This is a genomic window from Symploca atlantica LB2515, from assembly GCF_052546295.1.
Window position 1 is genome coordinate 3,347,017 of sequence record NZ_JBQWMT010000001.1, and the last position, 25,600, is coordinate 3,372,616.

Sequence of the window (25,600 nt, forward strand, 5' to 3'; positions counted from 1 at the left end):
GGTTATAGCGGGGGATTCTTCCTTCAACCAGCGAACTTAGTATCTTGATTTTCATCAAGACAAAAGAGGCTCATCTGTCCGGAAGCGTTGGTCCAGTATTCCTGGAATGTTCCCGCATGCCCTGCGGTACGTAGTCCTAATTTGAGAATGTTTTTCGCCGCGTTTTCATCACGATCTAATACAGTTCCACAACCGCATTTGTGAGTTCTAGTACTAAGCGATTTCTTGACGGTTGCGCCGCAATTAGAGCAGTTTTGACTAGTGTAGTGGGGAGGTACGGACACGGTTACCGTGCCAAATACCTTCCCAAAGTATTCCACCCAAGTCCTAAACATCGTCCAACTAGCATCAGAAATAGACTTAGCTAGTTTGTGGTTGTTCACCATATTTCGCACTTTTAAGTCTTCATAGGCTACCAAGTCGTTAGACCGGATTACGCACAATGCAGTCTTAACTGCAAAGTCTTTACGTTGCCTACTTACTTTGAGGTGCTTTCTTGCAAGCTTTTGCTTGGCTTTCTTGTAGCTACTTGACTGAGCCTGACCTTTCTTGAACTTTCGAGAGACTCGCTTCTGTAGGCGCTTTAGGGCTTTTTCAGACTTTCTCAGGTACTTGGGACTATCAATCTTGTTACCATCAGAGTCTGTGTAGAAAGCACAGATGCCAACATCAAGTCCTACAGTTTTACCTGTTGGCTGTCTCTCCTCAGTCCGGTCATAGTCGATACAAAACTGGACATAAAAACCGTCAGCTCTACGTACTACCCTGACTCGCTTGATTTGCTCAAGTTGGTAGTAGTTTAAGTTTCGACTGCCGTAGAGTTTGAACTCGCCAGCATTGAAGCCGTCAGTGAAGGTTATTCTGTCTCGATTTTCAGACAGCTTCCAGCCCGTGACTTTGTATTCTACTGAGCCGTGGGCGGGTCTATTTTTCTTGTATTTTGGGTAGCCTTTCTTGCCTGGTATCTGCTTTTTGCAGTTATCGAAGAACCTAGAAATAGCTGCCCAAGTACGCTCTGCCATAGCTTGACGAGCTTGTGAGTTAAGGTTTTTAGTCCAAGGGAAGTCTGTATTTCTGGCTAATCGCGTGACGTATTTGTATAAGTCGTTCCGACTCTTGGCGTTGCCATCTTCCCAAAAACGAAGACAAGAATTACGGATAAACAAACCAGTGCGAATGGCTTCGTTTAGCCTCTCGTACTGGTTTATATTTCCCTTTAACTTGGCTTCGTAGACTAGCATTTATCACTTAACAACCACGATAAAATACTAGCACAAGTGCTTTTCACTGGCAATTCATCTCACCGCTAAATCAGAGATTATAGCGGGAGCTTTCTTGCCGAATTAGGTAATGGGTAATCCTCAATTACTGGACTTGGCCCGTCGTCCGGTGATGAGTGAGTTAATTTTGGAAGCTTTACCGGAAATTGAGGCGGGTAAACCTGTTGATCTTGCGCGGGTTTATCTCTATGCAGTGCGGCGCAAGATGGAGAGGGATATTAAGGAGGAACGCACGTTCACTTCTTTGGCAGATAAGCTTTATTTCTTGTGTGAGTTGGCTTGGGAGATGTTATCTACTGAGCAAATGAGTCTCAATTATCGACTATTTCCTGAGAGAATTCGCCGGTTATTTGGTTCAGTGGTGCAGGATGAGAAGGATTTAGACCACTGGCATTATGACATGATGGGTCAGTCGATGTTGGTTCGTAATGCTGATGGGGATTATACTCCCGCCCATCGGTCATTGTTAGAGTTTTTTGTTGCTTATAAGTTTGCCGCTGAGTTGGGGGTGTTGGCTGCTGATTTTACGGAATTGGCCCAGATGCAGTCGGGTGTGGATGGCCGTTTAGAGGCGCGAGATTATAGCTGGTCTGAATATTTTCAGCGTCGGGTTGAGAATGGGGAATTTGCGCCTTTGAGGTCGTTTTGTCATGAGTCGTTAGCGTGTTTACGGGGAACGGTGGGAGAGTCACCTTTGACGAAGGCGGTTTGGGATTTGATTGTGCCGATGGTTGAGTTAACTCTTCACTCACCGCTATTAGAAATTTTGGAAGGGACGCGAGGGAGAACTGAGGAGGAGGTTGGTTATCTCGGAGGAAATACGGCAACGCTTCTGGTGAAGGTTGATAAGGCTGGGTTAGAAGGTACGGATTTATCGGATGCTGTGATTAAGGGTGCTGATTTTTCTGGTGTTAGTTTGCGTGGTGTTAACTTTGCTGGGGCGAATTTGGCTGATTCTATTTTCGCTAGAGTTTTAGGTACTGCTCTTTCAGGGGTATATAGTTCGGATGGAAAGCTATTTGCAACAGGTGAATCGAATGGAGATATTCGCTTGTGGGAAGCTGCGAGTGGGCAAGAAATTTCGCTCTGTAAAGGACATCTAGATTGGGTTAGATCAGTTGCTTTCAGCAATGACGGTAACGTCCTAGTAAGTAGTAGCGATGATGGAACGGTTAAACTTTGGAGTACTCTTACTGGAAAATGTCTCAAGACCTTAGATGTCCCTGTGGATCGAGTATATTCTATTGCTATCAATCTAGAGGGAACAACGTTAGCTAGCAGCGATGACCAAACAGTAAGGCTTTGGGACATTCATAGCGGCAGATGCTTACACACTTTATTTGGACATACCAGTCGAGTCAATTCAGTTGCAATTACTCCAGACGGCAATATCCTAGCTAGTGGCAGTGATGACCAAACGGTAAAGCTTTGGGATATTCATAGTGGGAGATGCTTACATACCTTATTGGGGCATACCAGTCGAGTTAGTTCAGTCGCAATCACTCTAGACGGCAAAACGCTAGCTAGTGGTAGCACCAATGCAATAATCAAGCTTTGGGATATTTTGACAGGAGAATGCTTGAAAACATTTCAAGATCGAGCTAGCTGCGTAAATTCATTAGCATTTAATCCAGAAGGCAGCACATTGGCTATTACTTGCAATGATCAAACTGTAAAGTTCTGGGATGTGAGCACTGATGAATATCAAAAAATTTTGCGGGGGCAGATTAACCAAGTTTATTCAGTTGCGATGAGTTCAGATGGTGCTGTTTTAGCAAGTGGAGGTGATGAACAAATCATAAAGGTTTGGGATATTCACGCCGAGAACTGCTTAGTAAGTATGCGTGGACACAGTGGTTTAGTTGGGTCAGTTGCTATTAGTTCAGATGGCAAAATCCTCGCTAGTGGAAGTGCTGACCAAACTGTCAAATTATGGAGTCTTCGCACTGGAGAATGTTTAAGAACCTTACAGGGACATAGCAGCAAAGTGTATTCAGTCACTATTAGTCTTGATGATAGACTGTTAGCGAGCAGTAGTGATGACTTAACCGTAAAACTCTGGAATATTGATACGGGCAAATGTCTAAACACCTTCTATGGTCATGCTGATAAAGTTTGGTCGGTTGCTATTGCTCCTGACAGAAAACTCCTGGCTAGTGCAAGTCGTGATAAAACTATCAGACTGTGGGATATTGAGACTGGGGAATGTCTTAAAACGCTTCAGGCGGCTACGAGTAGTATAAATTCAGTAATTTTTAGTTCAGATGGAAATATTTTAATAAGTAGCGATGATGACCAAACCATAAAACTGTGGGATATCAGTGTTGGAAAATGTTTGAAAATCTTACAGGGTCATACTGGCAGAATACATTCAACGGCTCTAAGCGCTGATGGGCTGACCCTGGCGAGTAGCAGTAGTGACCTAATGCTCAAGCTTTGGAACATTCAGACTGGAGAATGTTTGAAAACTTTCCAAGGATTTACACATCCAGTATGGTCAGTAGCAATCAGTCCCGATGGTAAAACTCTTGCTAGCGGTAGCTATGATGGCACAATTAAATTTTGGGATGTCCAGACAGGCGACTGTCTAAAAACTCTGAGAGACAGACCCTATGAGAGCCTGAATATCACAGGCATCAAAGGTTTAACCGAAGCAGAGAAAGCCACGCTCAAAGCATTAGGTGCAGTGGAAGAAGGAGAATAAAGGAGGGACGAGAAAATGACTGAAATTGCATTTTCTCACAATGGAGTGCCAATCCGTCTACCTGATGAACAATGGGAACACATCATAAAGCCATGCTCAAAGCAATCGCCCCAAACAATGAGTTGAGCAATCACTGCATAGAAACTGCAAGAGTGCGATCGCAAAGCATCTCATCGGGCTTATCGCGCTAAGGTTAAATCAAAGTTAGAAAGGATTTAATTGCAATGGTAGCTACTCAAGTTATCTCCACTGCTTGGAACATGTCTTCCCTAGAAGATTGGCTGCAAAATCCTCCCGAAAATACTGAGTGGAGAGATGGGGAATTAGTAGAGAAAACTGGCATGACGTTAAAACATAGTAGGATTCAGGGCAACTTATACTTTTACTGGAGAAGCTATAAAAACTCCAGCGGACAAGGAGGAGAAGTTTACACCAATGTCCCTTGTCGCACTAATAAACAAGGGCGCTCTCCTGATGTTGCTTATCTTACGCCAGAATTAGTTGCCCAGTACGGTGAGGAGAAAGTGCTTCCCCAAAGTTTTCCTCTAAGTGCCGAGATTGTTTCTCCGACAGATTTAGCCGAAGATATTATCACTAAAGCTCAAGAATATTTACTCTCTGGTGGTCAAGAAGTCTGGCTAGTTTATCCTGAAAACTTTTGGATTATTGTCGTAACTGAAGAATCTAGAAAAATATTTATTGCTGGTGAAGTGGTTAGCACTCAACAAGTTTTACCTGGTTTCAGTATCCCAGTCAATCAATTATTGCTATAACTCAATAGGTAGGGTGCAAATCAGAAGCCTGATTTAATGACAAAATTATTCTTTGTCATTTCTCTGGGGAGATTTCAATTGACAAAAAATCTGGAGCCTTAGAAATTCCCTGTGGTAACTACCCTCTATGATGGCGTTAGCGCAAACGTTTCCTCTAGCCAGCTTGCTTACGGACAATTTCCTTTAGTTCCCCAAGCAACTGGTGCTGGAACATCAACAGTTAATACCAACCTAGGCGCTGGTAATCAAGGGTACGTGGGCTACACTAATTACAATCCCTTATCTGCATTATCACCGCCCTTTGCTCTCCTCAACCCCAATTTTCCAACACTTGACCTTGCTACTGGTTTTAGCCTCTCTTTCAATCTTGTAGTTAGTGCCGAAACCAGTAATCCTAATCGGGCTGGTTTTAATATTACTGCCATTAGTAGCGATGGCCCAGGAATTGAATTAGGTTTTAAAGAAGAGGGTGCAGGTAATAATGATCGAATCTTTGCTCAGCAGGCTAACTTTACTGAAGGAGTAGCTGCTACTACTGATATTTCCTCAGTTCCTGTTAACTATAAACTGACATTATTGGGTGACTTTTACACACTTTCTGCTAATGGTAATGAACTCCTCAGCAACCAACCATTAGTTAACTACAACTTTAACCCCGCTACCAGTCAGCCTCCCCTACCCTTTAATCCCTATATATCACCAAACTTTCTATTTTTTGGAGACAACTCAGATCAAGGAAACGCTACCTTTACTCTAGGAGCAATCTCTGTAAATGCCTTCCCAGTAGCCGTCCTTGATGATTACACTATCGATGAAGATATTGCTCTTAATCTGCCTACTAGTGTTCTCGCTAACGACACAGATGCTGATGGCGACACACTAACTGCTGTGGTAGAAACTAACCCAACTAATGGCACCCTAGTTTTTAACACCGATGGCAATTTCACTTACACGCCTAATGCTAATTTCAGTGGTACAGATAGCTTCACTTATCGCGTTAATGACGGTACTGCTGACTCCAGCAATCTAGCAACAGTTGCGATCGCAGTCAATGCCATAGCTGATGCACCAACCCTAACTCTCACTCCCGCTTCCGGTGAGCAAAATGCTGCCATCCCCTTAGACATCGCTGCTGCATTAGTTGATACTGATGGCTCAGAAAACCTCTTACTCCAGATTGCTGATTTACCTGCTGGTGCTATTCTCAGTGCAGGCAATGAGATTGCTCAAGGTATCTGGCAGTTAACACCAGAAGAACTCAATGGTCTTTCTATTACACCAAGTCTCGGTGAAGTTACTAACTTTACCCTGAACGTTACCGCCACTGCAACAGAGATTGCTAATAACGACACAGCCTCAGTATCTGCTCCTCTGGAAGTAACAGTCAACCCACTACCGCCTACAGCACCACCAATAGAACCGCCTACAGCACCACCTACAGCACCGCCCACAGCACCACCCCCGGTTTCATTGAGTCTAATTGCCAATCAAAATAATATCTTTGCTATCCAAACTCAAAATGTACCCAGTGATGGTTCAACCGCAATTCTATTTACCCTCGCCCAACGTAACGCCAGCCAGGTTAACGAAGTAGGTGTTTATCTCGTCGATGATCAGTTTGGCACAGTTAACGGCATTACTCCTGGTGAAGAGAATTACCTGCAAGCTGCTCTAAGTCAAGGACAGGTGATTTTTTCCGCTTTACCAGACGGTTTTGGTGTTACTAACCCAACGCGATTAATCAGCGGCTTTGATGTTAGTAAAAGCTTGGGTTTTTACTTAGTAGAAAATAGCACAACAGATACAGTACTGGCTGACTTGGCGGCTGGACAAACCTCTGCCAATGTGTTCTTTTCCCCGCCGAAAGGTAATACTGATGAATTTAACCATGTGCAGGTTTCCGACTTAGGCAACGATATTTTTAACCTAGCTTGGGAAGACTTGAAAAATGGAGGTGACCAAGATTTTAATGACTTAGTATTCACAGTTCAAGACGGAATAACTCAGCAACCTTCAATAGGAACAACTTTCCAAGGACAACGGGAACTCATTGATTTGAGGAACTTGAGTCAGGTTTCAGCCGAGTTGGTGGTGAACAGCGAGGCGACTTTTAATAATTCCTTGGGTTTTTATGCAGTTGATGACCTTAGTGGTAGCATTGATGGTCTCAAGCCTAATGACCCTGGTTATGCCGAAACTGCGATCGCTAATCAGGTAGATTTAACCGCAGGCTTACCAATAGGCTTCCTCTTGGCTCCCTTCCTGATTGCTAATAGTACCGCAGAGCAATTTCTAGCAGAGAATCCCACTAATCAGCCAGACTCTGATTCTCTTGCCTACTTTGCCTATAGTGAGGCAAATCCTGATGGAATTGACCATGTTCGCCTGTTGGGGGACAACATCTTCGCTTTCGAGGACTCTTTCGACGGGGGTGATGGCGATTTTAATGATTTAGTGGTGCAAGTTCAATTTGCTTGATTACCAAGTAACTCGCCCCTCTAAATTTTCTAACAAACTTGGCCCAACTCCCGGCACTGCATCTAACTCTTTGAGGGAAGTAAAGGGTTTTTGTTGCCGTTGAGTAATAATCCGCGCTGCAAGCTTCTGGCCAATTCCTGGCAGTGCCTCTAATTCTGCCTGACTAGCAGTGTTAAGGTTAACCAATTGCCCCGATACGTCAGTCTTCTTTACCTCAAGCCGGGGACATTTTTGCATCTCTGTCTGAATCTTTTGCTGGAGAGTCGCTGGTACTCCTAAGACAGCATTGCTGTAAAGACGTGCAAACTCCTGCTCAAAATGGGCTGCGACTGTTGGGTTATCAATCACTAACAAGGTTTCGTCGTTGTTAATGTTTGCTGTCTTTGACCAATTGTGAGAACCAGTAATTACTTTCTCTCCATCTGCGATCGCAAATTTATGATGTAAGACATCACCCTTGGGTAGCTGTGGCACACCAACCGTAGTCAGGGGACTCTGCCAAGGACGATTATCGGCATCATACTGACACTTATTACTCAAAGCCGTCCCCATCATATCCAGTCCATCACTGTAGTAACGATAGGCAAATCCTGAGTCAATCAAGGCTTTTACAGAAATGCCTTGTTGATGAGATGCCTCCAACGTATTGACGAGGCGCTGTTCTGCGAAAACAAACAAGGCTAAGTTAACGCTTTTTGTTGCCTGAGAGAGAGTTGTACGAATCAAACCATTACTAGTCTGATTCCAAGGCTCTGTTGTAGAATTCGGGGAAAAATGTACTGCAATTGTGCTATTTCCCAGGATTACTTGCTGCACTGGCCGCGATGGCTTGTTAATGCCAAACTTACTATCTGGCTGTCCCCCAGGGCCATCACCCCACATCCAATTAAATTCCTGGGTCAACAAATCGGCCAATTCCGGACTCTCAATTTTTAGCAAATTGTTGGCATTGCCACGACTTTCTGATACTCCCATGTCGCCGTGAATGCCACTGGTGGTGAAGTTGGCAGAAGTGACTATAGCCAAACGCCCATCGACCACGAGAAACTTATGGTGCATCAGACCACTACCTTTAGTTCCATCAGCGGTGTCATCAATTAGCGGTACTCCCGCCTTACGCAAGATGACTAGAGCATCCCTTTGGTTAATTTCATCGGGACTTAGTTTACCATCCCCGTTATCGTCTATAAGTTTCAGGGCTTCGTTGTAATGTTGTTGCTCTCTGGGGGAGAATTTGGCTACCTCGGTAGCGCTAAAGTCACTCCAAGGACGGTTGTAGGTATTTTCTAAGATTACTCTTACCTTGATACCAGCTTGGTGACGCTCTACCAGTGCTTGAGCAATGTTAGGTAAACGTAACTCCTGAACTGCTACATCAACCGTTGACTCAGCAGAAGCAATTGCCTCAACAATCAGTTGTTCTAAGTCATCTCCTGGTCGAGTAATCTTGCGGTAAGGTTCTGTGTAGTCCGCCGATTCAGCATGATTAAAATAAACTTGCACAAAAGTGTCTTGAGGTAAGGGATCCGGACGAGAAGCCTGAGACTCGACCTTTTGACAAGCTCCCAGTGTAAGTACCATTAGTAAGGCACCACACCAACGCCATAGATTTAGAAAAGGTAAATGCACTGAAGATTTTTGCTCAATTAATAATCAAGGGTATTCTGAACTCCTGAACTCCTTTCAAAAGACGAGCAACCCTTGAACTAACATAAGTTAAGGGCGGATCAAGCTGACAGCTTATCAACCGCCTTGATCAGGGAATAGCTCACAAAGCGGCAACATCGCTAGATTGCGGGTTTGAAACCGCACCACTGTTCTATGTCGAGAAGAAAAAAGACGTTTCCGTGCGGTCATAAAGGGTATGGAAAAATTTGCCATAGGTGCGCCCAAAGACACCAAGAAAGGGACCAAAAAAGGCAGCAAAAGCAAGAGTGGGAATCTACTTTTGAGAAAGACCCCATTGACTTAAAAAACTTGCCGGAGCATGTGGTAGTCAAAGCCCGTTTAATTATAGCTGGCTTAGAAAGTCAGAAGAATTACAGAGAATTCAATGGCAAGCGCCTTCGCCACAATCGCTGGATTATTAGCATTCCCGTCACCCGCAACTACCGAATGATTTGCCGTGACCAGGGTAGCCTATTAGTACCCCAGGCTGTTTTGTCTCATGAGCAATATAACGTTGATAAACCAGGCAGTTAGTTACTGCTCATCGGATAATTGCCAGTAATTACCTTTGCTCTTGGGTGGTAGAGAAACTATATCCTGAAAGTAAAGATAGCCTGTTGCCTAAAAAACTATGCAAATTTACTTGGATTATAGCGCTACAACGCCGCCCCGGTCAGAGGTAATAACAAAGATGCAAGAAGTTCTCACCCAAAATTGGGGTAATCCTTCCAGCTTGCATGAGTGGGGTCAACGTTCAGCAACGCTAGTGGAACAGGCGAGGATGCAGGTAGCCAGCCTAATTAAGGCCCCAGCCGAGTCAATTATTTTCACCTCTGGCGGCACCGAGGCAGATAATTTGGCAGTTATGGGTGTGGTTCAAACTTACAGAAAACCCCAGCACCTAGTGATCTCCAGTGTTGAGCATTCAGCTGTCGCTCAACCAGTAAGCTTACTAGAAAAGAAGGGCTGGACAGTAACTAGGCTACCAGTAGATAGCCTGGGACGGGTCAATCCTGAGGATTTAGAGGCAGCATTACAACCAAATACGGTTCTCGTATCGGTGATTTACGGTCAAAGTGAAGTGGGCACGCTGCAACCAGTTGAAGCCCTCGGTCAAATTGCTCGTAACCACGGAGTCTTGTTCCATACTGACGCGGTTCAAGTGGCTGGACGCCTACCGATCAACGTCCAGCAACTGCCAGTGGATTTGCTTTCTATCTCCAGTCATAAGATTTATGGTCCTCAGGGAGCGGGGGCGCTGTATGTCCGCAGTGGTGTTGAGTTAGAGCCCTTAATATCAGGTGGAGGGCAAGAATTACGCCTGCGTTCTGGAACACAGGCTGTACCAGCGATCGCTGGCTTTGGAGTAGCAGCAGAACTGGCAGAAGCAGAACTGACAACAGAAACACCCCGGTTAATTGGATTGCGCGATCGCCTTTTTGAGCAGTTAGCTGACACCCCCCATTTAAAACCTACAGGCTCTCGACGGCACCGCTTGCCTCATCACGTTAGTTTTTGTATAAGTAATGGGGGTGGACGAGTCACTGGCAAAACTCTAGTGCGTCAGCTCAACCTCGCTGGAATTGGTATTAGTGCTGGTTCGGCTTGTCATAGTGGTAAACTCAGTCCTAGTCCCATCTTGTTAGCTATGGGCTACACTGATTCAGCCGCCTTGGGTGGCATCCGCTTGACCTTGGGAAAAGATACCACAGTTGCGGACATAGACTGGACAGCGATGGTACTCAAGCAAATTCTCAAAAGGCTGATGCCAGAACCTGAATTATCCAGAGTCTGATTTAATGATCCACAGGGACGGCAGAGAAACTACTGGCCTTACCTCTTGGGAAAAATTGAAGCCTTCGATTGAGAAACCACTAAGATTAATGAGCCAACTGCCTAAAAGCCTCGAAGAAGCGATCGCTCAAGCCAAACAAGCCACTCAAACTGCCCTCAATGACGGTTATACCAGGGTGCAGGTTGAGTTGACTTTCCCAGAAATTGCTCTGCAAGCTCAGTCAATCGCACAGCAATTCCTACCAATTTTTGAAGATTATGGATCCGGGTTGAGAGTCTTCTTTCCTGACACTGGTGCTGCGGCTCTGGCTCGCCGAGACTGGGGAGAGACATTTTTTAAACTAAGCGATGTGGGTACTAGTAGATCACCAATAGAAAGAAGAATTCAGCCAGAAGATCAGGCTTTTTTGGTGGTTTCCCCTTCAGCGGTGGAAGTCGCTCAAGTAGAAAAATTGTGCAATTTGGCAGGTAGTCGCCCCTGCGTTTTACTTAACCCTCAACTGGAAGATGTCTCTGTTGTTGGTATTGGCTACGCAGCACGACAACTGCGGCAACGCTTCTTGAGTACCCTTGAATCTTGCTACTACCTCCGTCCCTTAGAAGGAGTAGCCATCTTGCGCTCTTATCCGGGACTCTGGCAAGTCTGGCTGGAAACAGAGGACGAATATCAATTGATTGCTGAAGAACCCCAAAAACCTGTGGGAGAGGCTCTGGACAAAATTATTTTCCAAGCAGTCGGCACTAGCAGCGATTCTGGCAATCCAACACCTCAGCCGAAAAAACCTGGGTTGTTCAAAAATCTCCAAAGTTTCTTAAGTGCTCTGAATCGTTAACTTCCCTTAGATCTCACTTGTTAGCTTTGACTGTAATTTTGGCAGATTTATATTTAGCTAAATCTAGCCAATCTACCGTCGAAGCAAAACAAGAAAAATCATGATTGCTCAACCCCAGGCATTAGATTACCAATTCAGTCTGCTCCCTCAATATCTAGAGCGCCTCTGTGGCAAATTGCGCATTGCAGTTATTCACGGTGGCGATAATAATCAGCCAGGAGCAGTGATTTACAAAACCCATAATCCGCGCTCGACTAAGACGTATGAGCAAGTGGCCCATGATATCGCCCAAGCCCTACGGGGGATAGGATTTCAGCACGTTTTAGTCATGCCAGATGATATGACACTGCCGGACAACCTCAAAAAAGAGGGCATACATTTGGCATGGCTCAATACTGGCGGAGTCCAAGGATACAATCCCGTTTCTCATACGCCAGCACTCTTAGAAATGTTGGGTATGCCCTATGTCGGCCATAATCCCCTTAATAGCTCTACCTTAGATAACAAAAATGCTTTTAAGCGGGAACTGCAAGCTTTAGGCATTCAGACAGCTCCCTTTTTGACTTGGCACCCTTCCCAAGGGACGTTTCAGCCGAGTCTCCACAGCCGCTTTGCTACCGTTTTCGGTGACTATTCCGGCCCTTTTATTGTTAAACCAATCTCTGGCCGTGCTTCTTTAAATATCCATTTTGTTGATTCTGTCGATCAACTGTCCCAAGCAGTAGCTGCGGTGCAGCACCTTACTCATAACACTGCTTTGATTGAAGCATATCTACCGGGACGAGAATTTTGTGTGTCCGTTTGCGGTTATGTTACTTATAGCCAGGGCAGTTTTTCCAGAAACACCAAACCCTTTGCTTTTTCTACTATTGAGCGAGTTTTGGATGCTGAAGAACGTATCTTTACATCCATGGATAAGAAGGCAATTACAGCCAATCGAGGACGCTTAATTGGTAATGATGAACCAGAACTGAAACAGGCGTTAATTGAGCTAGGTCAAAGAATCTATTGGGATTTCAGTTTAAACACCCTAGTTAGGATTGATATTAGAGCTGATGCTGATGGTGTGCTCAATGTTTTAGAGGCTAATCCTAAGCCGGATCTCAAGCAACCTACAGGAAATATTACCAGCTTAGTAGCTCTAGGTTTAGAAGAACAGGACATGAGTTACCAAGACTTGATATTAAGTCTATTAGCTGACCGACTCGATTACCTGCTGACGCATCATTTTGGCATTATTAATCACATCGTGGAGTTACTTACTGAATAGAGTCAAGTCCTAATAATTGAGCAGGATTATCTTTGCTCATTAAGTCAATTTCCTGCTGAGATATACCCTGCTTAATCAGTTCTTCAACAAACAATTGATAACCATCCGCAGGTAAAGGATCAAACTGGCGACCAAGATCGGTGCTGAGAATAAAATGCTCTGCACCGATTGCCCTAATTGCCTCTACCATTTGCTTAATAGAAACCCGATGCCAATTACGATGTGCTGCAATAACTGAATCTTTACCCATCAAATTGTTGACAAATACTAGTTCGAGGAATGCTCCTAGTGCGGCACATTCTTGCATACTTTCTAGAGACAAACCTGGAACATCAGCCATAGCATGGGTAACGACAATCTTTTTTACTCCTAATTCCTTGGCTCGCTGAATAACCAGTATTACTTCTTCAGGAGAAATATGACCTGTTTCTAATATCAGATTTTTTTGCGCAATGAACTGGAGAACTGCATCCATCTCAGGCAAAATTTTCCCGGCTGGGGCAACTTTAATTCCAGTTCCTGGTTTATGGAAAACCTTGAGATGGTAATCAGCATCAATAGTTGGCAACCACACGACTTTGCCATAACCCTTGCCCAAACCATACATTGCTTCTACTGCTTGGAGGTTAATGCCACCTACAGCCCGATTGAGAACAACTCCGCCAAAAACTTCAATATCAGGGACAATTTTGTGTACTAAGACCGCTCGATCTGCTGTATTAGTGACATGATTTTTGAGAACAATAGCCCTCATACCAGCTTGATTTGCCCTTTCAGCTAACTCAAAATCATCTAAGCTACGGCTAGTTACATCGGGAGCAGAATGCACATGAAATTCAATGGCACCTTCAATTAAATTCTTGGCTGGTGGTTGAATAATTTCACGAGAATTACTATAGTTACTGAGCGCTAATAAAGGGTTGGTATAAGGGAAGAAAGTCAGACAAAATACCGACACCAAGAGAACTAACTTCCGTATACAAATCTTGGAAAAACTCATCAGCAAAGAACCTTGACATATATGCGATCGCATCTTGCTGCCTCTACTCCCGTTGCTGCTTGATAGCCACTACTTTCGTAGAGTTGGACTGCTTGTTTAAGCACGCTAGCAGTTTCAATCCAAACTTCTTGAAAACCTCGCTGAGTAATTGTCTGTTCTAACTGCTGCAATAAATACTTCCCTAAACCTTTTCCCCTAGCAATTGGCAGTAAATACATCTTGCGAATTTCCACTGCTTTCTTTCCTCGCTTGCTGGGATAATAAGCAGCAGTTCCTACTAATTTACCCTGCTGTTCAATCACCCAAAACTCTCCCCCTTGATCTAAATAAGCAGCTTCTACCTCAATCACATCTTTGTCTGTTTCCCCTGGCAGCCAAGGTACACCATATTCTGTTAAAACATTCTGTATAATTGTTGCCGCAGTCTCTCTATCTTCCGGTGTCCAAGGACGAATGAGAAAGTCTTGGTAGCAAGTTCTCATTGATTTTTGCATGATACTAAGCCGTTAGTCATGGAAACTTGATTATCTATTGCCCACAATTACGAAATCCTTGTAGTGCGACCATCTTGGTCGCTACTTATATCCAATTTAAAGGCTTGACAGCTTACTTCAAAGAGATCTCTGACTTCTTGGAGAAGTCGGGGAGCTGCTCACTGCCCACTTTTTTACGGAAAAGGATACCATTACCCTGTAATTAACTCTAGATTGGAGGAAACATTCTCTACACTCTTAAATCTTTTGATTTAACACCCTAACCCTGGCAAACTACCAATGAAGGCTCATGAGGTTCTGAGGCGATACGCAGACGGGAGAAGAGATTTCAGTGGGGAAAATCTTAGAGGACAATCCTTCCAAGGTAAAAATCTGGCAGGTGCAGACTTTAGTAAAGCTGATATCCGAGGGGCAAATTTTACTAATGCTTATTTGAGAGGGGTGAATTTCCAGGGTGCTGAGGCGGGGCTAACGCGTCGTTGGGCGGTGGGTTTAGTTATTACCTCTTGGATACTAGCAGGACTATCAGGGATATTTTTAGGATTAGCTGGTTATTTGGTAGAAGTTATCTTGTCTAGCCAACGCATTGAAGCCATGATTGGCAGCTGGCTGGCTTTGATAGTGGTGGGAATAGTCTTTATCCTCGCTATCCGCAAAGGTTTTATCGCTATCGCTGTTGCTGTCGTTGTCGCTATCGCTTTTGCTGTTGCTGCCACTGGAGCTGTCGCTATCGCTGGAGCTATCGCTGGAGCTTTTGCTGTCGCTGTTACTTTTGAATTTGCTGTCTTTTTCGCTGTCCCTTTCGCTGTCGCTTCCGCTTTCGCTGTTATTTTTGCTGTCGCTGTCGCTAGAGCTTTTGCTGTCGCTGGAGCTTTTGCTGTCGCTGGAGCTTTTGCTGTCGCTGGAGCCTCCGCTGTTGCTTTCGCTTTCGTTTTCGCTTTCGCTTCCACTGGAGCTGTCGCTGCTGCTGGAGCTTTTGCTGTCGCTGTCGCTTTCGTTTTCGCTTTCGCTTCCACTGGAGCCGTCGCTGTTGCTTTCGCTGTCGCTTCCACTGGAGCTATCGCTGTCGCTGGAGTTTTCGCTGTCGCTTTCGTTGGAGAGTTCGTTTCTGCTGGAGCTTTCGCTATTACTGTCGCTGGAGCTGTCCCTGTCGCTTTCGCCTTGCTCAGCGCTTATATTAGCTGGCGTGCCTTGAAAGGAGACGAGCGAGATGCCTGGATTCGGACATTTACCATTGCCTTTGCTGCGACAGATGGAACCAGCTTTTATAACACTGACTTAACTGATGCTGACTTCTCCTCTGCCACCCTCAAAAATACAGACTTCAGCAGAGCTACCCTTACCCACGCTAACTTTCAGCAAGCTAAAAAGCTTAACTTAGCCAGAGTAGGTAACACAACACTATCCTCTCTTAGGTAATTGTCAGAGAGTTATTAGTCACTGGCAATGGTCACCAATAATCCTGTAAGGGTGCCAATCTCTCTGGAGCCCAGCAAATTCTGCTACGGGATGGCATTAATCAAGAAGCCTTTCAAGCCGCTTTTCAGAAAATCATCGCAGAAAACCCAGCAATTAACCCCGATTCCATTCAAGGGATTGAGAAAAAAGGCAATGATGTTTTACTCACCCTAGAAGTACCAGAAGATACAGATAAAGGTAAAGTAGAACATCAATTTTTAGAAGTTTATCAAGCCAGACTAGAAGCCCAAAAACAAGCCGAACTAAGAGAAGCCGAAGTTCGTCATAGCCAAGGCATTAAAGAAATTGCGATCGCGGCTCTTAGTAAAAATTCTACATTTCACTTTACAAACCAACTTAAAGCCGAGAATAAAGCCATGAATGAAAGCACAGACCAAAGCCGCAAAATTGAAAATAGAGATGGAAATGTTATCGGTAACATTTTAGGAGACAGTAGCACAATTAGCGGCACGGTAGCAGAGACAATCAACCAACTACCTGATTCTGACAAACCAGGTGAACCGGGAATTAAACAACTACTCTCCCAACTACAAACAGCAATTAACGACCCAAATTTATCCGAAGACGACAAAGCAGAAGCATTAGCACAGGTAAAAGTTCTCGCAGAAGCAGGACAAAACCCCAATCAGGAAACAGCACAAAAACAGGCAAAAAGAGCAATGGGGTTCTTGAAAGTAATTGCCGACGGTTTACCTAGTGCCACCAAATTAGTAGAAACCTGCAAAGATATCTTACCCGCCATCAGGCTTTATTTTGGTTTGTAATTAAATTTTAGAGAACGGGGAACAGAGCAAAGGAAACATCTTTATCAGAGACAAAGAAATAGAAAAGAATTTTCCTTTGATCAAAATTTCACCCGGTATTGCTCAATCGATGTATGATTTGCACCGTGATGCCGTCGTGAGCGAGACGCTCACACTGCCTTGGTATGAGAGGTCGAATAGTGTTAGCATCTTGCTCACTGGCTAGATTCATACCTGAAATCAGCAACACCTTTCCCCCTTGTTCCCCCTGTCTCCCTTGTTCCCAATCAACCATGGATCCTCGGTTCAGGATGCAGGGTTGCTAACAACTCACTCTCCACAATCGCTAAATCTTCTAACCGCCGAGTAAAAACATCCCGCTCAAAATAAGTATCCGCTAGCAGCCAATAAATTCCATAGTGTCGCGCCTCAGATGCCATCAAGCTACCATAGAACTCAGCTAACTCAGGCTCAGGGCAATGAGTTGCTAGTAACCCCAATCGCTCATGAGAGCGGGCCTCAATTAGACCAGAAATCAGCAAAGAATCCAATAGCCGATCCGGTTCTAGCCTGCGAATCTGAGCTTTTAAACCCGCGCCGTAGGGAGGTGAAGAGAGGAAATCTAGAGGAATGCCACGCTTTTCGAGGAACTGATTAACCTGCTCAAAGTGTTCCAATTCCTCACGAGCAATTGCCGTCAACTGGCGCACTAGTTTGCCATGAGACGGGTAGCGAAACATCAAATTCAGGGCAACTCCGGCCGCTTTCCTTTCACAATGGGAGTGGTCGAGTAGAATAGTATCTAGGTGGTTAATCGCTTGCTCCACCCAAGCCCAGCTGGTGCGCTGCTTCAGGGTGTGGACGACCGGCAGTGTAGAAGAAAATAAGATGTTTGGTGAGGTAAGTTCGCTGTTGAACACCGAAAATATCTGGCTGCGGTAAGGGATGCTATTACTTTAATGCTTTTAATTAAGTAACTGCCAAGGAAGCCAGATTTCCCTCCCCCAGAGAGAGGTTACTCTCCCAGTGTAGGAAGGCTTTATTAAGAAAGACTGTACTTTTTACCAAGAATAAGGGTGGCATTATCTAAATTTACCCCCTGTTGATTAATTTATGTCTTGGTTGCTGTTTTTAAAGTATAGATAATTTCTGAAATGGAGCATTTGTTCAGGAGAATCAGGGCATACTCAAAAGAGCTTGCCTCAGTATTCCTGACGACATTTGTCAAAGCTAGTACCTATTATTTGGTGCCACTGAATTTGGATAGGCAAAAATGACCCACCGTTGTATTGTTATTGGTGACGTCCATGGTCACTACGATAGTCTGCTCCGCTTGTTAGATGCTGTTGCTCCGAGTGCCGAAGACAAGGTATATTTTCTCGGAGATTTGATTGACCGAGGTCCTCAGAGCGCTAAGGTGGTCAGCTTTGTTAAGCAAAGCCCCTACTTCTGTCTACTGGGCAACCACGAGCAGATGCTCTTAGAGCTCTATGATGATGATGAGGTCTACGAACCAGCACTACAAGCTTGGCTACACGGGGGTGGTAGAACTACCCTCCAGAGTTATGGCAAGGGTGGCGTCTTAAAAGAGCATATTGAATGGATGCGAACACTGCCAACCTACATCGATTTGGGTGATATTTGGTTGGTGCATGCTGGTGTTCATCCGCGAATGCCCATTGAAAAGCAGACTCCTGAACAATTTTGTTGGATTCGGGATGAATTTCACGGCATGCGTGAACCGTATTTCCCCGATAAGCTAATCATTACAGGTCACACGATTACTTTCACTCTGCCTGGAATACCCCCCGGTAAAATTGCTCAGGGTCAGGGTTGGCTAGATATTGAAACTGGTGCTTATCACCCTAAAAGTGGCTGGATGACTGCCTTAGACGTTACCAATGGCTTAGTGTATCAAGTTAACGTATTTCGTAATCAAGTGCGCCAATTACCACTCAAGGAGGCCATTGCACCGATTAATCTTTCTGTGTTGGGGCAGCGTCGCTCGATGCTTCACTTATAGAACAGCCCTAATTTTATTTCTATAGGCTTGATTATTTAAACCATCGCCTGCATAAGCTCTATCTTGGGGAATTGCCTGCTCTAGAGCCTCAATTCTCTCAGGTGTTGCCGGATGAGTGCTTAAAAACGCTGGAAGGGCTCCTCCTGTTTTCATGAGTTTCTTCATGAATTCTACGGCTGCCATTGGGGCATAGCCAGCTTTTTGTAAAGTCTCAATTCCTAGTTGGTCAGCCTCGCGCTCATCTTGACGGCTATTAGGACGTCTCAGAGCTAATTCTACGCCGAGTCCCACTGCTGTATTGCGATCTAAGCCCGCTGCTGAGGCCACACCCCTTGCGATCGCCATCTGCCGCATCTGACCAAGGGCATGACGCGCCGCAATATGAGCAGTTTCATGAGCCATCACACTTGCTAGCTGAGCTTCGTTATCTGCCGCCGCAATTAAGCCAGTATAGACGTAAACAAAGCCACCTACAGTAGCAAAAGCATTAATGTTTTTACCATCAACTACCTGAAAGGTGTAAGGAATATCGGGACGGCTGCTATTTTTTGCTAAACGCTGACCAATTTCATTAATATAGCGATTAATTTCGCGATCGCGATAGAGCTGGATTTCCTGACCGACCAACTGTTGGTTAATCTGCTTGCCCAGTTGAACTTCCTGACGATCAGATACATTAGATAGCTGGAAGATCTGAACGCCCTGAAGAATGAGATCAAACCAAGAACGCGCTTGTGTTACTTGAGGGGTTCCCACTACTAGACCAAGTGCTAGCAGCACAGACAACAAAGGATATAGCCGACGACGCCAGTAACGACGTGAGTGAAAGGAGAACAAATTCAACATGAATGATACGAACTAGACAGCTATTTTTAGGAAGTTTAGAAGCATCAGGGAAGAGGTAAACCCTGTAAGAGTAATTGTTTGGCTATTAGGTTTTTTATTAGCTATAAAAAACTAAACTGTACAGCCTAAATTACTTTTATTTGCTAACGACGCACAGCCTTTGATCATTGTTCCTCTAATACTTAGAGGTTCTGACAGCAAAGACATTAGTCAACTCCCTAACTTTTCATTTACTACCCAGAAGTACGACCTTAGTTTTATGCGACCAAAATCCAGAGGATGAAAATTTTTTTATTGTAGATATCTGCTTAATTTATGCTGATCCTTTGCATCAGTCGTGGTAACTTAACACAGAATGGTATTAATAGACATTCTCTGGTATTTCAGTGCATGGTGCTAGAGAGAGTTCTTTTAACAACAACATCAAAAAAAGTTTCATGGCTATTGTAGATTCTAAAGGACGTCTGTTTGGCAAGGTGAGCATTCTCGATCTAGGTGCTGTCTTGGTGATGTTATTGGTGATTGTGGGCATCTTTCTCTTTCCTGGCACCACTGGCTCAGTGGCCCAAGTGACTAGCACCAAACCAATAGAAGTGGATGTAGTTGTCAGGGGTCTGAGTGTTCGTCGTCCGGAAGAGTTGATTAACGAATTCAACCAGACCAAGAAAACTAATATCATTATTCGCAATCAACCCTATGGTCAGGTTGACATTAGGTCTGTTACCCAACTAGAGCGAACCTTGGCTGTACCACAGCCAGACGGCTCAGTTAAAGAGCTACCAGACCCCAGAGGTAACTCTTTCAGCGCTGATTTGCTAATGACCTTGGGCGGTAAGGCACAAATCACCAAAGACGGCCCAGTTTTAGGTAATAGCAAAATTAAAATAGGGACACCGGTAGAGTTAGAAGGTCAGGATTACAACTTCAACGCCAGTGTAATTGATGTCAGGATTCAGTAAATTGCAGTTGGAAGGTTATTTTCTGTTACTTTTTATTACGCCCTAATCAAGGACAGAAGATAACCTGCAACTTACTAACCTTTAACCTGCAACCTGTTCCTTCTCTTCAGTCTCCAAGCAGAGTAAATTCAAGTATTGCCTAATTAAGCCAATCGTGACCGCAGGCAGTTCTAATTGAGGGGTGAGACCCACATCCTCAAGGGGTTGAAATATTCTAATCGCCTGAGGATTGAGTGCAGCAAGACGCTTGCCCACTTCTGGGCCAGTAAACTGTGACTTTTGACCCCAAATAATCGCTGTTGGGGTAGTTAGCTGAGAAACGTAAAGTGATAAATCAAAGCACAAATCGCCGCGCACGAAAGAAAGCGCTGCATATTCGGCATTTGGTTGTTGCGCTGAGGCTAAATAGGCATCCACGATTTCTTGGTAAACCCGACTGGGACGAGCGAATTGCCGATTCTCCAAAAAACTGCGAATTCCTGCACCCGTAGCGATGCCAGTGCTATAGAGAATGCGGTCAAGAACAGGGGTACTGACCAATTGAGCAAAAAAGCTGCGGGTGTAGTCTTCCCCAAAATCCGATAACCCTGATGGTGTCGTCAGAATCAGTGACTTGAATAAATCTGGTCGGGCAATTGCCACTCTGATGGTCAATGCTGCCGTTAGAGAAGAGGCGACAACTGGGATTGGTTCTGTGCAAGTTTTCTCAAGGAACTCAATAATGGTGTTGATATAGTCATCTACGTTGTAATTCCGTTCGGGATGCTCCGAACGACCCCAGCCAATTAGGTCAGGTGCGAGAATTCGATACTCACTGGCAAATGCCGGATAAACCTTTGACCATTCATAGGCAGAGGAACCACCACCAAAGCCATGCAAGAAAACCAATGTTGGCAACTCTGGAGACTCGGTATCTGTTGAGCGCCAAGGTTTCTCATCGGCTGTGTAATATACCATTCTTCCTAGTGCAGTCACTAGAGAGTGTTGTTTAAAGCCATTTGGCTCAATCATGTCTAAACCTCACCGCTATTGCTGTAAAAACTGATTATTGATTGTGGCTTTGAAGCTAACTTTATTGATTGTCTTGATTTGAGCTATGGCTTTTACTAGTCTGATCTTCTAGCTATAGCTCTTTCAACACTCTGATACCAAGCCTGCCTTCTATTAGCATATAAAGCTGGGCAAGAATTATCTATCACAGGTTAGAAAGTCCTTAGCCGAGAACGCGCCAAGCCGGGAAGAAGCAAAAGTGCTTGAAGAAAAACATCCGTTAGGGGAGAATCTTGGAGCAAAAACCTTTATCTTAATGGCTCAGCTTTCTCCACAGAGCCATCGTTGATCCCCAGTGTTAACTGCAAAGACTTACCGTAAGGATAAGCTCTGGCAACCTGTCGGTAAACTTGGTAATTAGTCGGCAATGTCACTTTTTGTCCATCCTGTTGGTAAGTTAGTTGGTATTTAACTGTACGCAACAGCTCTGGTGGACTCGTCTTTTCCTGGGGTTTTTGTCGTTGTTCAATTTGATCTATGCTGGGTTTGGGCGGCAGAGCAGACCACCATAAACCCCGATCATCTGGGCCGATAACAGCGTTCTCTGGTTTTTCACCGTTGCGGTTGACCAGAGAATTAGAAGCAAACTCTTCAAAGCGAGGGTTTTTATCAGTGGAGGGGTTTAGGGAATACTTGACTCGCCAGGTGTGGGTTGTGCGTGCTGTTGCTTGATACTGGTCAGTAGTTACGGTTTGACAGCTGGTGAGAGCTACCACCATCAAGGAACTCGTCAGCAGCGAAAAGAGCTGACGATGCTGTAAAAAGCGTCTTTGCCTACAATTGAGACTGTTCAAACTCACCTAATTACTCAAAACTTGAAAACACCAGAGCCCCATGCAGCTTGCTCCGCTTTATCCTATCCTGTATCGCATTCTTCAACCTTCTTTTCCTAGTTGCCTCTGGTTCGGGGATCGCAATTCGCCTGCCATCGCTCTTACCTTTGATGATGGCCCTCATCCTCAGTACACTCGTGAACTTTTACAAGTGCTAGACGGCTACGGCATTAAAGCCAGTTTTTTCTGGTTGGGTGCTTGCGTAAGCAGAACACCAACTCTTGCTAGAGAAGTTTACCAACGGGGCCACGGGATCGGATTGCATGGATATAATCATTACTCTTTTCCCTTTTTGAAACCCACTGTTCTGCGGCAAAGTTTGCTTCGTACCCAAGAGGTAATTGCCCAAGCCTGCCAGATTGACCCGGTTACTGTTCGAGATGTCCGCCCTCCTAACGGTCTCTTTACACCTCGGACTCTAAGCTTATTACATGAGTGGAACTATCGACCAGTTATGTGGAGCGTTGTCCCAGAAGACTGGGAGCGTCCTGGTGTTACGGTGGTTACCCAGAGAGTTCTCAAGCAAGTTCAAAATGGTTCATTGATTGTCTTGCACGATGGTTACCATGGAGGTCAAGACGTGGCCCAAACGGCGGAGCGCCTTATTCCTCAGTTGTTGCAGCAAGGTTATCACTTTGTTACCGTTGATTATTTATGGCAGCTTGCTCGCCGCAATTTTGCTACTCATCAAGGAAAAGTGTCAGAGTAGCTTACTCTCCCTTTTTACCTACTTACGGATTTAACGCCCCTTGCTTCTTTGCTAAAAAGCTTGGCTAATTTTACTGATCTCAGCTTACTCTCAAGTACTTTATTCCGGTTGACTGCGCTTGCCTGGAAACCCTTGAGATCATGGTTACTTAAATAAATTTAAAGGGTATCAGGTTCTCCCAGAGAGGGTAGTAGCACTCCGGAATCCAATACAGCCAATTTACAAATTGAGATTTTTTAAGACCTGATTTAAGTACAACTGCTGGTTTTGTGTGTTAAAACAAATACTTTGCACCTGTTTTACAACTGTCATACGCTGGCATACTCTTCCAGAGGTATTCTCTGTCTTTGAGGGTAGAAAACGTTCTTTATGCAGAAGAACTTCGCTAACGTAGTTAGGAGACAATGGGGTTGGCCTACTTCAATAGGACAAACGTACTAAAAATACTAGGTGACGATGGATTTTCCAGATGTTGTAAGTGTTCTCTATCAACGTAATTCCTTAAAATGCCCCAGTGGCTGAAGGATCTCTACTACTTTTGCCAGAGAATCTAGGTAAATAGCAAGCTAGACTAAATTCAAGAAAAATTGAATTGAAGAGTATACATCAGATTGATGTATCAGCTTTAAAGATTACTTTCCAAGGTAGTAGCAACTACGGCTACAAACTATACAGTTTCTAGTTAATTAGTAGATAATGTAATGTAAGTGGCCAAATCTCATTAAGTTGAGAAACTTTTACTAACGAATACTAACGCAACCACTAGCCTGATAAGCTAAGTTGGAACAGGGTAAATTCATTATGGGTGCCTCAACAGCAATGAAATTAGTTTTCTGCAAAATAGCTTTATCAACTAAGCCAACCATCATAGACGGAAAACGGCGAGCAAGGTGCATTTTTTGTAATTAAGGCTACAATCAAAAAGTCTCAACAAAAGCCAGTCTTCACAATTACTGCATAGCGCATTCGTATCAAGGTTTGACTTAAGAAAATGAACATTATGTTATTTCTGAAGCTAACGTATTAAATAAACCTTAGAATGCAAGGTGATTCACTGGCTTTGCTATCTTATGTAGATTAATCAATACCATCTACTGGTCTTTAACTGAAGGAGCATGAGGAAAAAGGCATGACCCAGGCAAACTTAGATCTATCAACCATTATTGAGCCGGAAAACGGGTTAGAAATCCTTTTCGATGAGGATGCAAACCGAGACGAACTGGTGGACGCTCAACCGGAAGATATTGACGTTAAGCCTGGTAAGGTGCGTTCTAATCGTCGCCGAACACAAGCGAAGAAGAAGCACTATACAGAAGATTCGATACGTCTCTACCTCCAGGAAATTGGTAGAATCAGGCTGTTGCGGGCAGACGAAGAAATTGAGCTTGCTCGGAAGATTGCTGATTTGTTGGAGTTAGAACGCATACGCGAACGCTTGTCGGAGCAGTTAGAGCGGGAACCAGCAGATAGCGAATGGGCCAGTGAAGTTAATATGCCACTGCCAGCATTTCTTCATCGCCTTTATTTAGGCAGGCGAGCTAAGGACAAAATGGTGCAATCAAACTTACGTTTGGTTGTTTCAATTGCCAAGAAATATATGAATCGAGGACTTTCATTCCAAGACTTGATTCAAGAAGGTTCTCTGGGTTTAATTCGAGCTGCAGAAAAATTCGATCACGAGAAAGGCTACAAGTTCTCTACCTATGCAACCTGGTGGATTAGGCAGGCAATTACCCGCGCCATTGCCGATCAGTCCCGCACAATTCGTTTACCTGTTCACCTATACGAAACAATCTCGCGCATCAAGAAAACCACTAAAATTCTCTCTCAAGAAATGGGTCGCAAACCCACAGAAGAGGAAATTGCAGATCGGATGGAAATGACTATTGAGAAGCTGCGGTTTATTGCCAAATCTGCTCAACTACCCATCTCCCTAGAAACACCCATCGGCAAAGAAGAGGACTCCAGACTAGGAGACTTCATTGAAGCGGACGGTGAAACACCAGAAGATCAGGTTTCCAAAAACCTGCTTCGGGAAGATCTTGAAAGCGTACTTGATACACTCAGCCCTCGTGAACGTGATGTTCTTCGGCTGCGTTACGGTTTAGACGATGGAAGAATGAAGACTCTAGAAGAAATCGGTCAAATCTTCAACGTCACTCGCGAAAGGATTCGTCAAATTGAAGCTAAAGCACTACGCAAACTACGTCATCCTAATCGAAACAGTATTCTCAAAGAGTACATTCGTTAAAAAAGCTCTCTAGTTTTTGCAAGTGATGGGGGAGGCGCTGGCGTCACCCCTTTTTAGTAGACTATTTAGGGACTTCCCAAAGTCACTCCGGTAAATTGAGAGTCTTCTTTCCGGGATTAATATAAAAAAGCCAGGGTTCTTGTAGTGAACACCCAGCTAATCTTTAATAGTTGAGATTGAGAAATTTATTAATTCAGGGAATTACATTAAGCCCCAGAAGTGCAGTACACCTTGACCAGTAACGTATTCGGTAACTACCGCAGCAACGAATCCGATCATTGCCAGACGACCGTTCCAGCTTTCTGCAAATTGAGTGAAACCAAATTTTGGTTGTTGACCTTCCATAGTTCTTACTCCGTCGCTAATGCTTTTCAATAGGCTCTGTAAATTAATGTAACCAAGTTTTTATCAAA

General features: G+C 44.4%; 23 protein-coding genes. 13 read left to right on the top strand and 10 right to left on the bottom strand.

From position 1 onward, the window contains the following. Nucleotides 1–23 precede the first annotated feature (23 nt). A complete protein-coding gene (locus ACT7WV_RS13890; protein ID WP_445102131.1) occupies nt 24–1,241 on the bottom strand; it encodes an RNA-guided endonuclease InsQ/TnpB family protein in 1,218 nt (405 codons plus the stop codon). 109 nt (nt 1,242–1,350) lie between these two features. Between ACT7WV_RS13890 and ACT7WV_RS13895 the strand changes: the two genes are divergently transcribed. From ACT7WV_RS13895 to ACT7WV_RS13905, 3 genes are all read left to right on the top strand, one after another. Continuing rightward, complete coding sequence (locus ACT7WV_RS13895) at nt 1,351–3,984, top strand: pentapeptide repeat-containing protein (protein ID WP_445103458.1); 2,634 nt, start codon at nt 1,351–1,353, stop codon at nt 3,982–3,984. Between the two features lie 224 nt (nt 3,985–4,208). Beyond that, nucleotides 4,209–4,757: a Uma2 family endonuclease gene (locus ACT7WV_RS13900; protein WP_445103459.1), complete on the top strand. Its 549-nt coding sequence runs from the start codon at nt 4,209–4,211 to the stop codon at nt 4,755–4,757. Nucleotides 4,758–4,868: 111 nt separating this feature from the next. Then, the gene (locus ACT7WV_RS13905) at nt 4,869–7,235 is read left to right on the top strand and encodes a choice-of-anchor Y domain-containing protein (protein ID WP_445103460.1); all 2,367 of its coding nucleotides are present in this window, start codon (nt 4,869–4,871) and stop codon (nt 7,233–7,235) included. Here ACT7WV_RS13905 and ACT7WV_RS13910 read toward each other — a convergent pair whose 3' ends face one another. Beyond that, entirely contained in the window at nt 7,236–8,816 is a 1,581-nt protein-coding gene (locus ACT7WV_RS13910) for a DUF655 domain-containing protein (RefSeq protein ID WP_445105650.1), read from the bottom strand. A gap of 240 nt (nt 8,817–9,056) precedes the next feature. Here ACT7WV_RS13910 and ACT7WV_RS13915 point away from each other — a divergent pair, with 240 nt between their 5' ends. The 4 genes from ACT7WV_RS13915 to ACT7WV_RS13930 all read left to right on the top strand — a co-directional run bounded on the left by ACT7WV_RS13915 (nt 9,057) and on the right by ACT7WV_RS13930 (nt 12,800). Then, nucleotides 9,057–9,437 carry a DUF7682 family zinc-binding protein gene (locus tag ACT7WV_RS13915; protein ID WP_445103461.1) on the top strand — a complete coding sequence of 127 codons (381 nt, stop codon included), beginning with the start codon at nt 9,057–9,059 and terminating at the stop codon, nt 9,435–9,437. Between the two features lie 97 nt (nt 9,438–9,534). Then, on the top strand, nt 9,535–10,698 hold the full coding sequence (locus ACT7WV_RS13920) for a cysteine desulfurase family protein (protein ID WP_445103462.1): 1,164 nt from the start codon (nt 9,535–9,537) through the stop codon (nt 10,696–10,698). 88 nt (nt 10,699–10,786) lie between these two features. Beyond that, nucleotides 10,787–11,530 (top strand): DUF1995 family protein, encoded by a 744-nt coding sequence (locus ACT7WV_RS13925; protein ID WP_445103463.1) that lies wholly within the window; start codon nt 10,787–10,789, stop codon nt 11,528–11,530. Nucleotides 11,531–11,630: 100 nt separating this feature from the next. Then, nucleotides 11,631–12,800, top strand: coding sequence for a D-alanine--D-alanine ligase family protein (locus ACT7WV_RS13930; protein WP_445103464.1), 1,170 nt, complete (start codon nt 11,631–11,633; stop codon nt 12,798–12,800). Here the strand turns inward: ACT7WV_RS13930 and ACT7WV_RS13935 are convergent. Then, nucleotides 12,790–13,800, bottom strand: a complete 1,011-nt coding sequence (locus ACT7WV_RS13935) for a DUF6282 family protein (RefSeq protein WP_445103465.1) — start codon at nt 13,798–13,800, stop codon at nt 12,790–12,792. The two genes, ACT7WV_RS13930 and ACT7WV_RS13935, sit on opposite strands and share 11 nt — an antisense overlap. Further along, the gene (locus ACT7WV_RS13940; protein WP_445103466.1) at nt 13,800–14,282 is read right to left on the bottom strand and encodes a GNAT family N-acetyltransferase; all 483 of its coding nucleotides are present in this window, start codon (nt 14,280–14,282) and stop codon (nt 13,800–13,802) included. The genes ACT7WV_RS13935 and ACT7WV_RS13940 overlap by 1 nt, the downstream gene beginning before the upstream one ends. A 291-nt stretch (nt 14,283–14,573) precedes the next feature. Here ACT7WV_RS13940 and ACT7WV_RS13945 point away from each other — a divergent pair, with 291 nt between their 5' ends. Next, nucleotides 14,574–15,713 carry a pentapeptide repeat-containing protein gene (locus ACT7WV_RS13945; RefSeq protein ID WP_445103467.1) on the top strand — a complete coding sequence of 380 codons (1,140 nt, stop codon included), beginning with the start codon at nt 14,574–14,576 and terminating at the stop codon, nt 15,711–15,713. Nucleotides 15,714–16,129: 416 nt separating this feature from the next. Further along, a complete protein-coding gene (locus ACT7WV_RS13950) occupies nt 16,130–16,537 on the top strand; it encodes a hypothetical protein (RefSeq protein ID WP_445103468.1) in 408 nt (135 codons plus the stop codon). Nucleotides 16,538–16,625: 88 nt separating this feature from the next. Here ACT7WV_RS13950 and ACT7WV_RS13955 read toward each other — a convergent pair whose 3' ends face one another. Next, the gene (locus tag ACT7WV_RS13955) at nt 16,626–16,811 is read right to left on the bottom strand and encodes a hypothetical protein (RefSeq protein WP_445103469.1); all 186 of its coding nucleotides are present in this window, start codon (nt 16,809–16,811) and stop codon (nt 16,626–16,628) included. After that, nucleotides 16,804–17,406, bottom strand: a complete 603-nt coding sequence (locus ACT7WV_RS13960) for a MiaE family protein (RefSeq protein WP_445105651.1) — start codon at nt 17,404–17,406, stop codon at nt 16,804–16,806. The genes ACT7WV_RS13955 and ACT7WV_RS13960 overlap by 8 nt, the downstream gene beginning before the upstream one ends. A 383-nt stretch (nt 17,407–17,789) precedes the next feature. Here ACT7WV_RS13960 and ACT7WV_RS13965 point away from each other — a divergent pair, with 383 nt between their 5' ends. Beyond that, nucleotides 17,790–18,539 carry a metallophosphoesterase family protein gene (locus tag ACT7WV_RS13965; RefSeq protein WP_445103470.1) on the top strand — a complete coding sequence of 250 codons (750 nt, stop codon included), beginning with the start codon at nt 17,790–17,792 and terminating at the stop codon, nt 18,537–18,539. Here the strand turns inward: ACT7WV_RS13965 and ACT7WV_RS13970 are convergent. Then, nucleotides 18,534–19,385, bottom strand: a complete 852-nt coding sequence (locus ACT7WV_RS13970) for a M48 family metallopeptidase (RefSeq protein WP_445103471.1) — start codon at nt 19,383–19,385, stop codon at nt 18,534–18,536. The genes ACT7WV_RS13965 and ACT7WV_RS13970 overlap by 6 nt on opposite strands. A 437-nt stretch (nt 19,386–19,822) precedes the next feature. Between ACT7WV_RS13970 and ACT7WV_RS13975 the strand changes: the two genes are divergently transcribed. Next, nucleotides 19,823–20,344: a DUF4330 domain-containing protein gene (locus tag ACT7WV_RS13975; protein ID WP_445103472.1), complete on the top strand. Its 522-nt coding sequence runs from the start codon at nt 19,823–19,825 to the stop codon at nt 20,342–20,344. An 81-nt stretch (nt 20,345–20,425) separates the two neighbouring features. On the opposite strand, the gene ACT7WV_RS13980 is transcribed toward ACT7WV_RS13975, so the two are convergent. Then, a complete protein-coding gene (locus tag ACT7WV_RS13980; protein WP_445103473.1) occupies nt 20,426–21,355 on the bottom strand; it encodes an alpha/beta fold hydrolase in 930 nt (309 codons plus the stop codon). Between the two features lie 287 nt (nt 21,356–21,642). Further along, on the bottom strand, nt 21,643–22,194 hold the full coding sequence (locus ACT7WV_RS13985; protein WP_463424169.1) for a hypothetical protein: 552 nt from the start codon (nt 22,192–22,194) through the stop codon (nt 21,643–21,645). A 34-nt stretch (nt 22,195–22,228) separates the two neighbouring features. Here ACT7WV_RS13985 and ACT7WV_RS13990 point away from each other — a divergent pair, with 34 nt between their 5' ends. Both ACT7WV_RS13990 and rpoD read left to right on the top strand, forming a co-directional pair. Next, entirely contained in the window at nt 22,229–22,936 is a 708-nt protein-coding gene (locus tag ACT7WV_RS13990; RefSeq protein ID WP_445103475.1) for a polysaccharide deacetylase family protein, read from the top strand. A gap of 1,129 nt (nt 22,937–24,065) precedes the next feature. Next, nucleotides 24,066–25,187, top strand: coding sequence for an RNA polymerase sigma factor RpoD (gene rpoD / locus ACT7WV_RS13995; protein WP_445103476.1), 1,122 nt, complete (start codon nt 24,066–24,068; stop codon nt 25,185–25,187). 201 nt (nt 25,188–25,388) lie between these two features. Here the strand turns inward: rpoD and ACT7WV_RS14000 are convergent, their stop codons facing one another. After that, nucleotides 25,389–25,532, bottom strand: coding sequence for a chlorophyll a/b-binding protein (locus ACT7WV_RS14000; RefSeq protein ID WP_445103477.1), 144 nt, complete (start codon nt 25,530–25,532; stop codon nt 25,389–25,391). Between the last annotated feature and the right edge of the window lie 68 nt (nt 25,533–25,600).

Coding starts and splice junctions, on each gene's coding strand:
- ACT7WV_RS13910 (WP_445105650.1), bottom strand. CDS start 8,816: ATGGTACTTACACTGGGAGCTTGTCAAAAGGTCGAGTCTCAGGCTTCT.
- ACT7WV_RS14000 (WP_445103477.1), bottom strand. CDS start 25,532: ATGGAAGGTCAACAACCAAAATTTGGTTTCACTCAATTTGCAGAAAGC.
- ACT7WV_RS13980 (WP_445103473.1), bottom strand. CDS start 21,355: ATGATTGAGCCAAATGGCTTTAAACAACACTCTCTAGTGACTGCACTA.
- ACT7WV_RS13930 (WP_445103464.1), top strand. CDS start 11,631: ATGATTGCTCAACCCCAGGCATTAGATTACCAATTCAGTCTGCTCCCT.
- ACT7WV_RS13975 (WP_445103472.1), top strand. CDS start 19,823: ATGGCTATTGTAGATTCTAAAGGACGTCTGTTTGGCAAGGTGAGCATT.
- ACT7WV_RS13945 (WP_445103467.1), top strand. CDS start 14,574: ATGAAGGCTCATGAGGTTCTGAGGCGATACGCAGACGGGAGAAGAGAT.
- ACT7WV_RS13925 (WP_445103463.1), top strand. CDS start 10,787: ATGAGCCAACTGCCTAAAAGCCTCGAAGAAGCGATCGCTCAAGCCAAA.
- ACT7WV_RS13920 (WP_445103462.1), top strand. CDS start 9,535: ATGCAAATTTACTTGGATTATAGCGCTACAACGCCGCCCCGGTCAGAG.
- rpoD (WP_445103476.1), top strand. CDS start 24,066: ATGACCCAGGCAAACTTAGATCTATCAACCATTATTGAGCCGGAAAAC.
- ACT7WV_RS13955 (WP_445103469.1), bottom strand. CDS start 16,811: ATGGTTGATTGGGAACAAGGGAGACAGGGGGAACAAGGGGGAAAGGTG.
- ACT7WV_RS13990 (WP_445103475.1), top strand. CDS start 22,229: ATGCAGCTTGCTCCGCTTTATCCTATCCTGTATCGCATTCTTCAACCT.
- ACT7WV_RS13890 (WP_445102131.1), bottom strand. CDS start 1,241: ATGCTAGTCTACGAAGCCAAGTTAAAGGGAAATATAAACCAGTACGAG.
- ACT7WV_RS13970 (WP_445103471.1), bottom strand. CDS start 19,385: ATGTTGAATTTGTTCTCCTTTCACTCACGTCGTTACTGGCGTCGTCGG.
- ACT7WV_RS13900 (WP_445103459.1), top strand. CDS start 4,209: ATGGTAGCTACTCAAGTTATCTCCACTGCTTGGAACATGTCTTCCCTA.
- ACT7WV_RS13895 (WP_445103458.1), top strand. CDS start 1,351: ATGGGTAATCCTCAATTACTGGACTTGGCCCGTCGTCCGGTGATGAGT.
- ACT7WV_RS13915 (WP_445103461.1), top strand. CDS start 9,057: ATGTCGAGAAGAAAAAAGACGTTTCCGTGCGGTCATAAAGGGTATGGA.
- ACT7WV_RS13950 (WP_445103468.1), top strand. CDS start 16,130: ATGAATGAAAGCACAGACCAAAGCCGCAAAATTGAAAATAGAGATGGA.
- ACT7WV_RS13965 (WP_445103470.1), top strand. CDS start 17,790: ATGACCCACCGTTGTATTGTTATTGGTGACGTCCATGGTCACTACGAT.
- ACT7WV_RS13935 (WP_445103465.1), bottom strand. CDS start 13,800: ATGAGTTTTTCCAAGATTTGTATACGGAAGTTAGTTCTCTTGGTGTCG.
- ACT7WV_RS13940 (WP_445103466.1), bottom strand. CDS start 14,282: ATGAGAACTTGCTACCAAGACTTTCTCATTCGTCCTTGGACACCGGAA.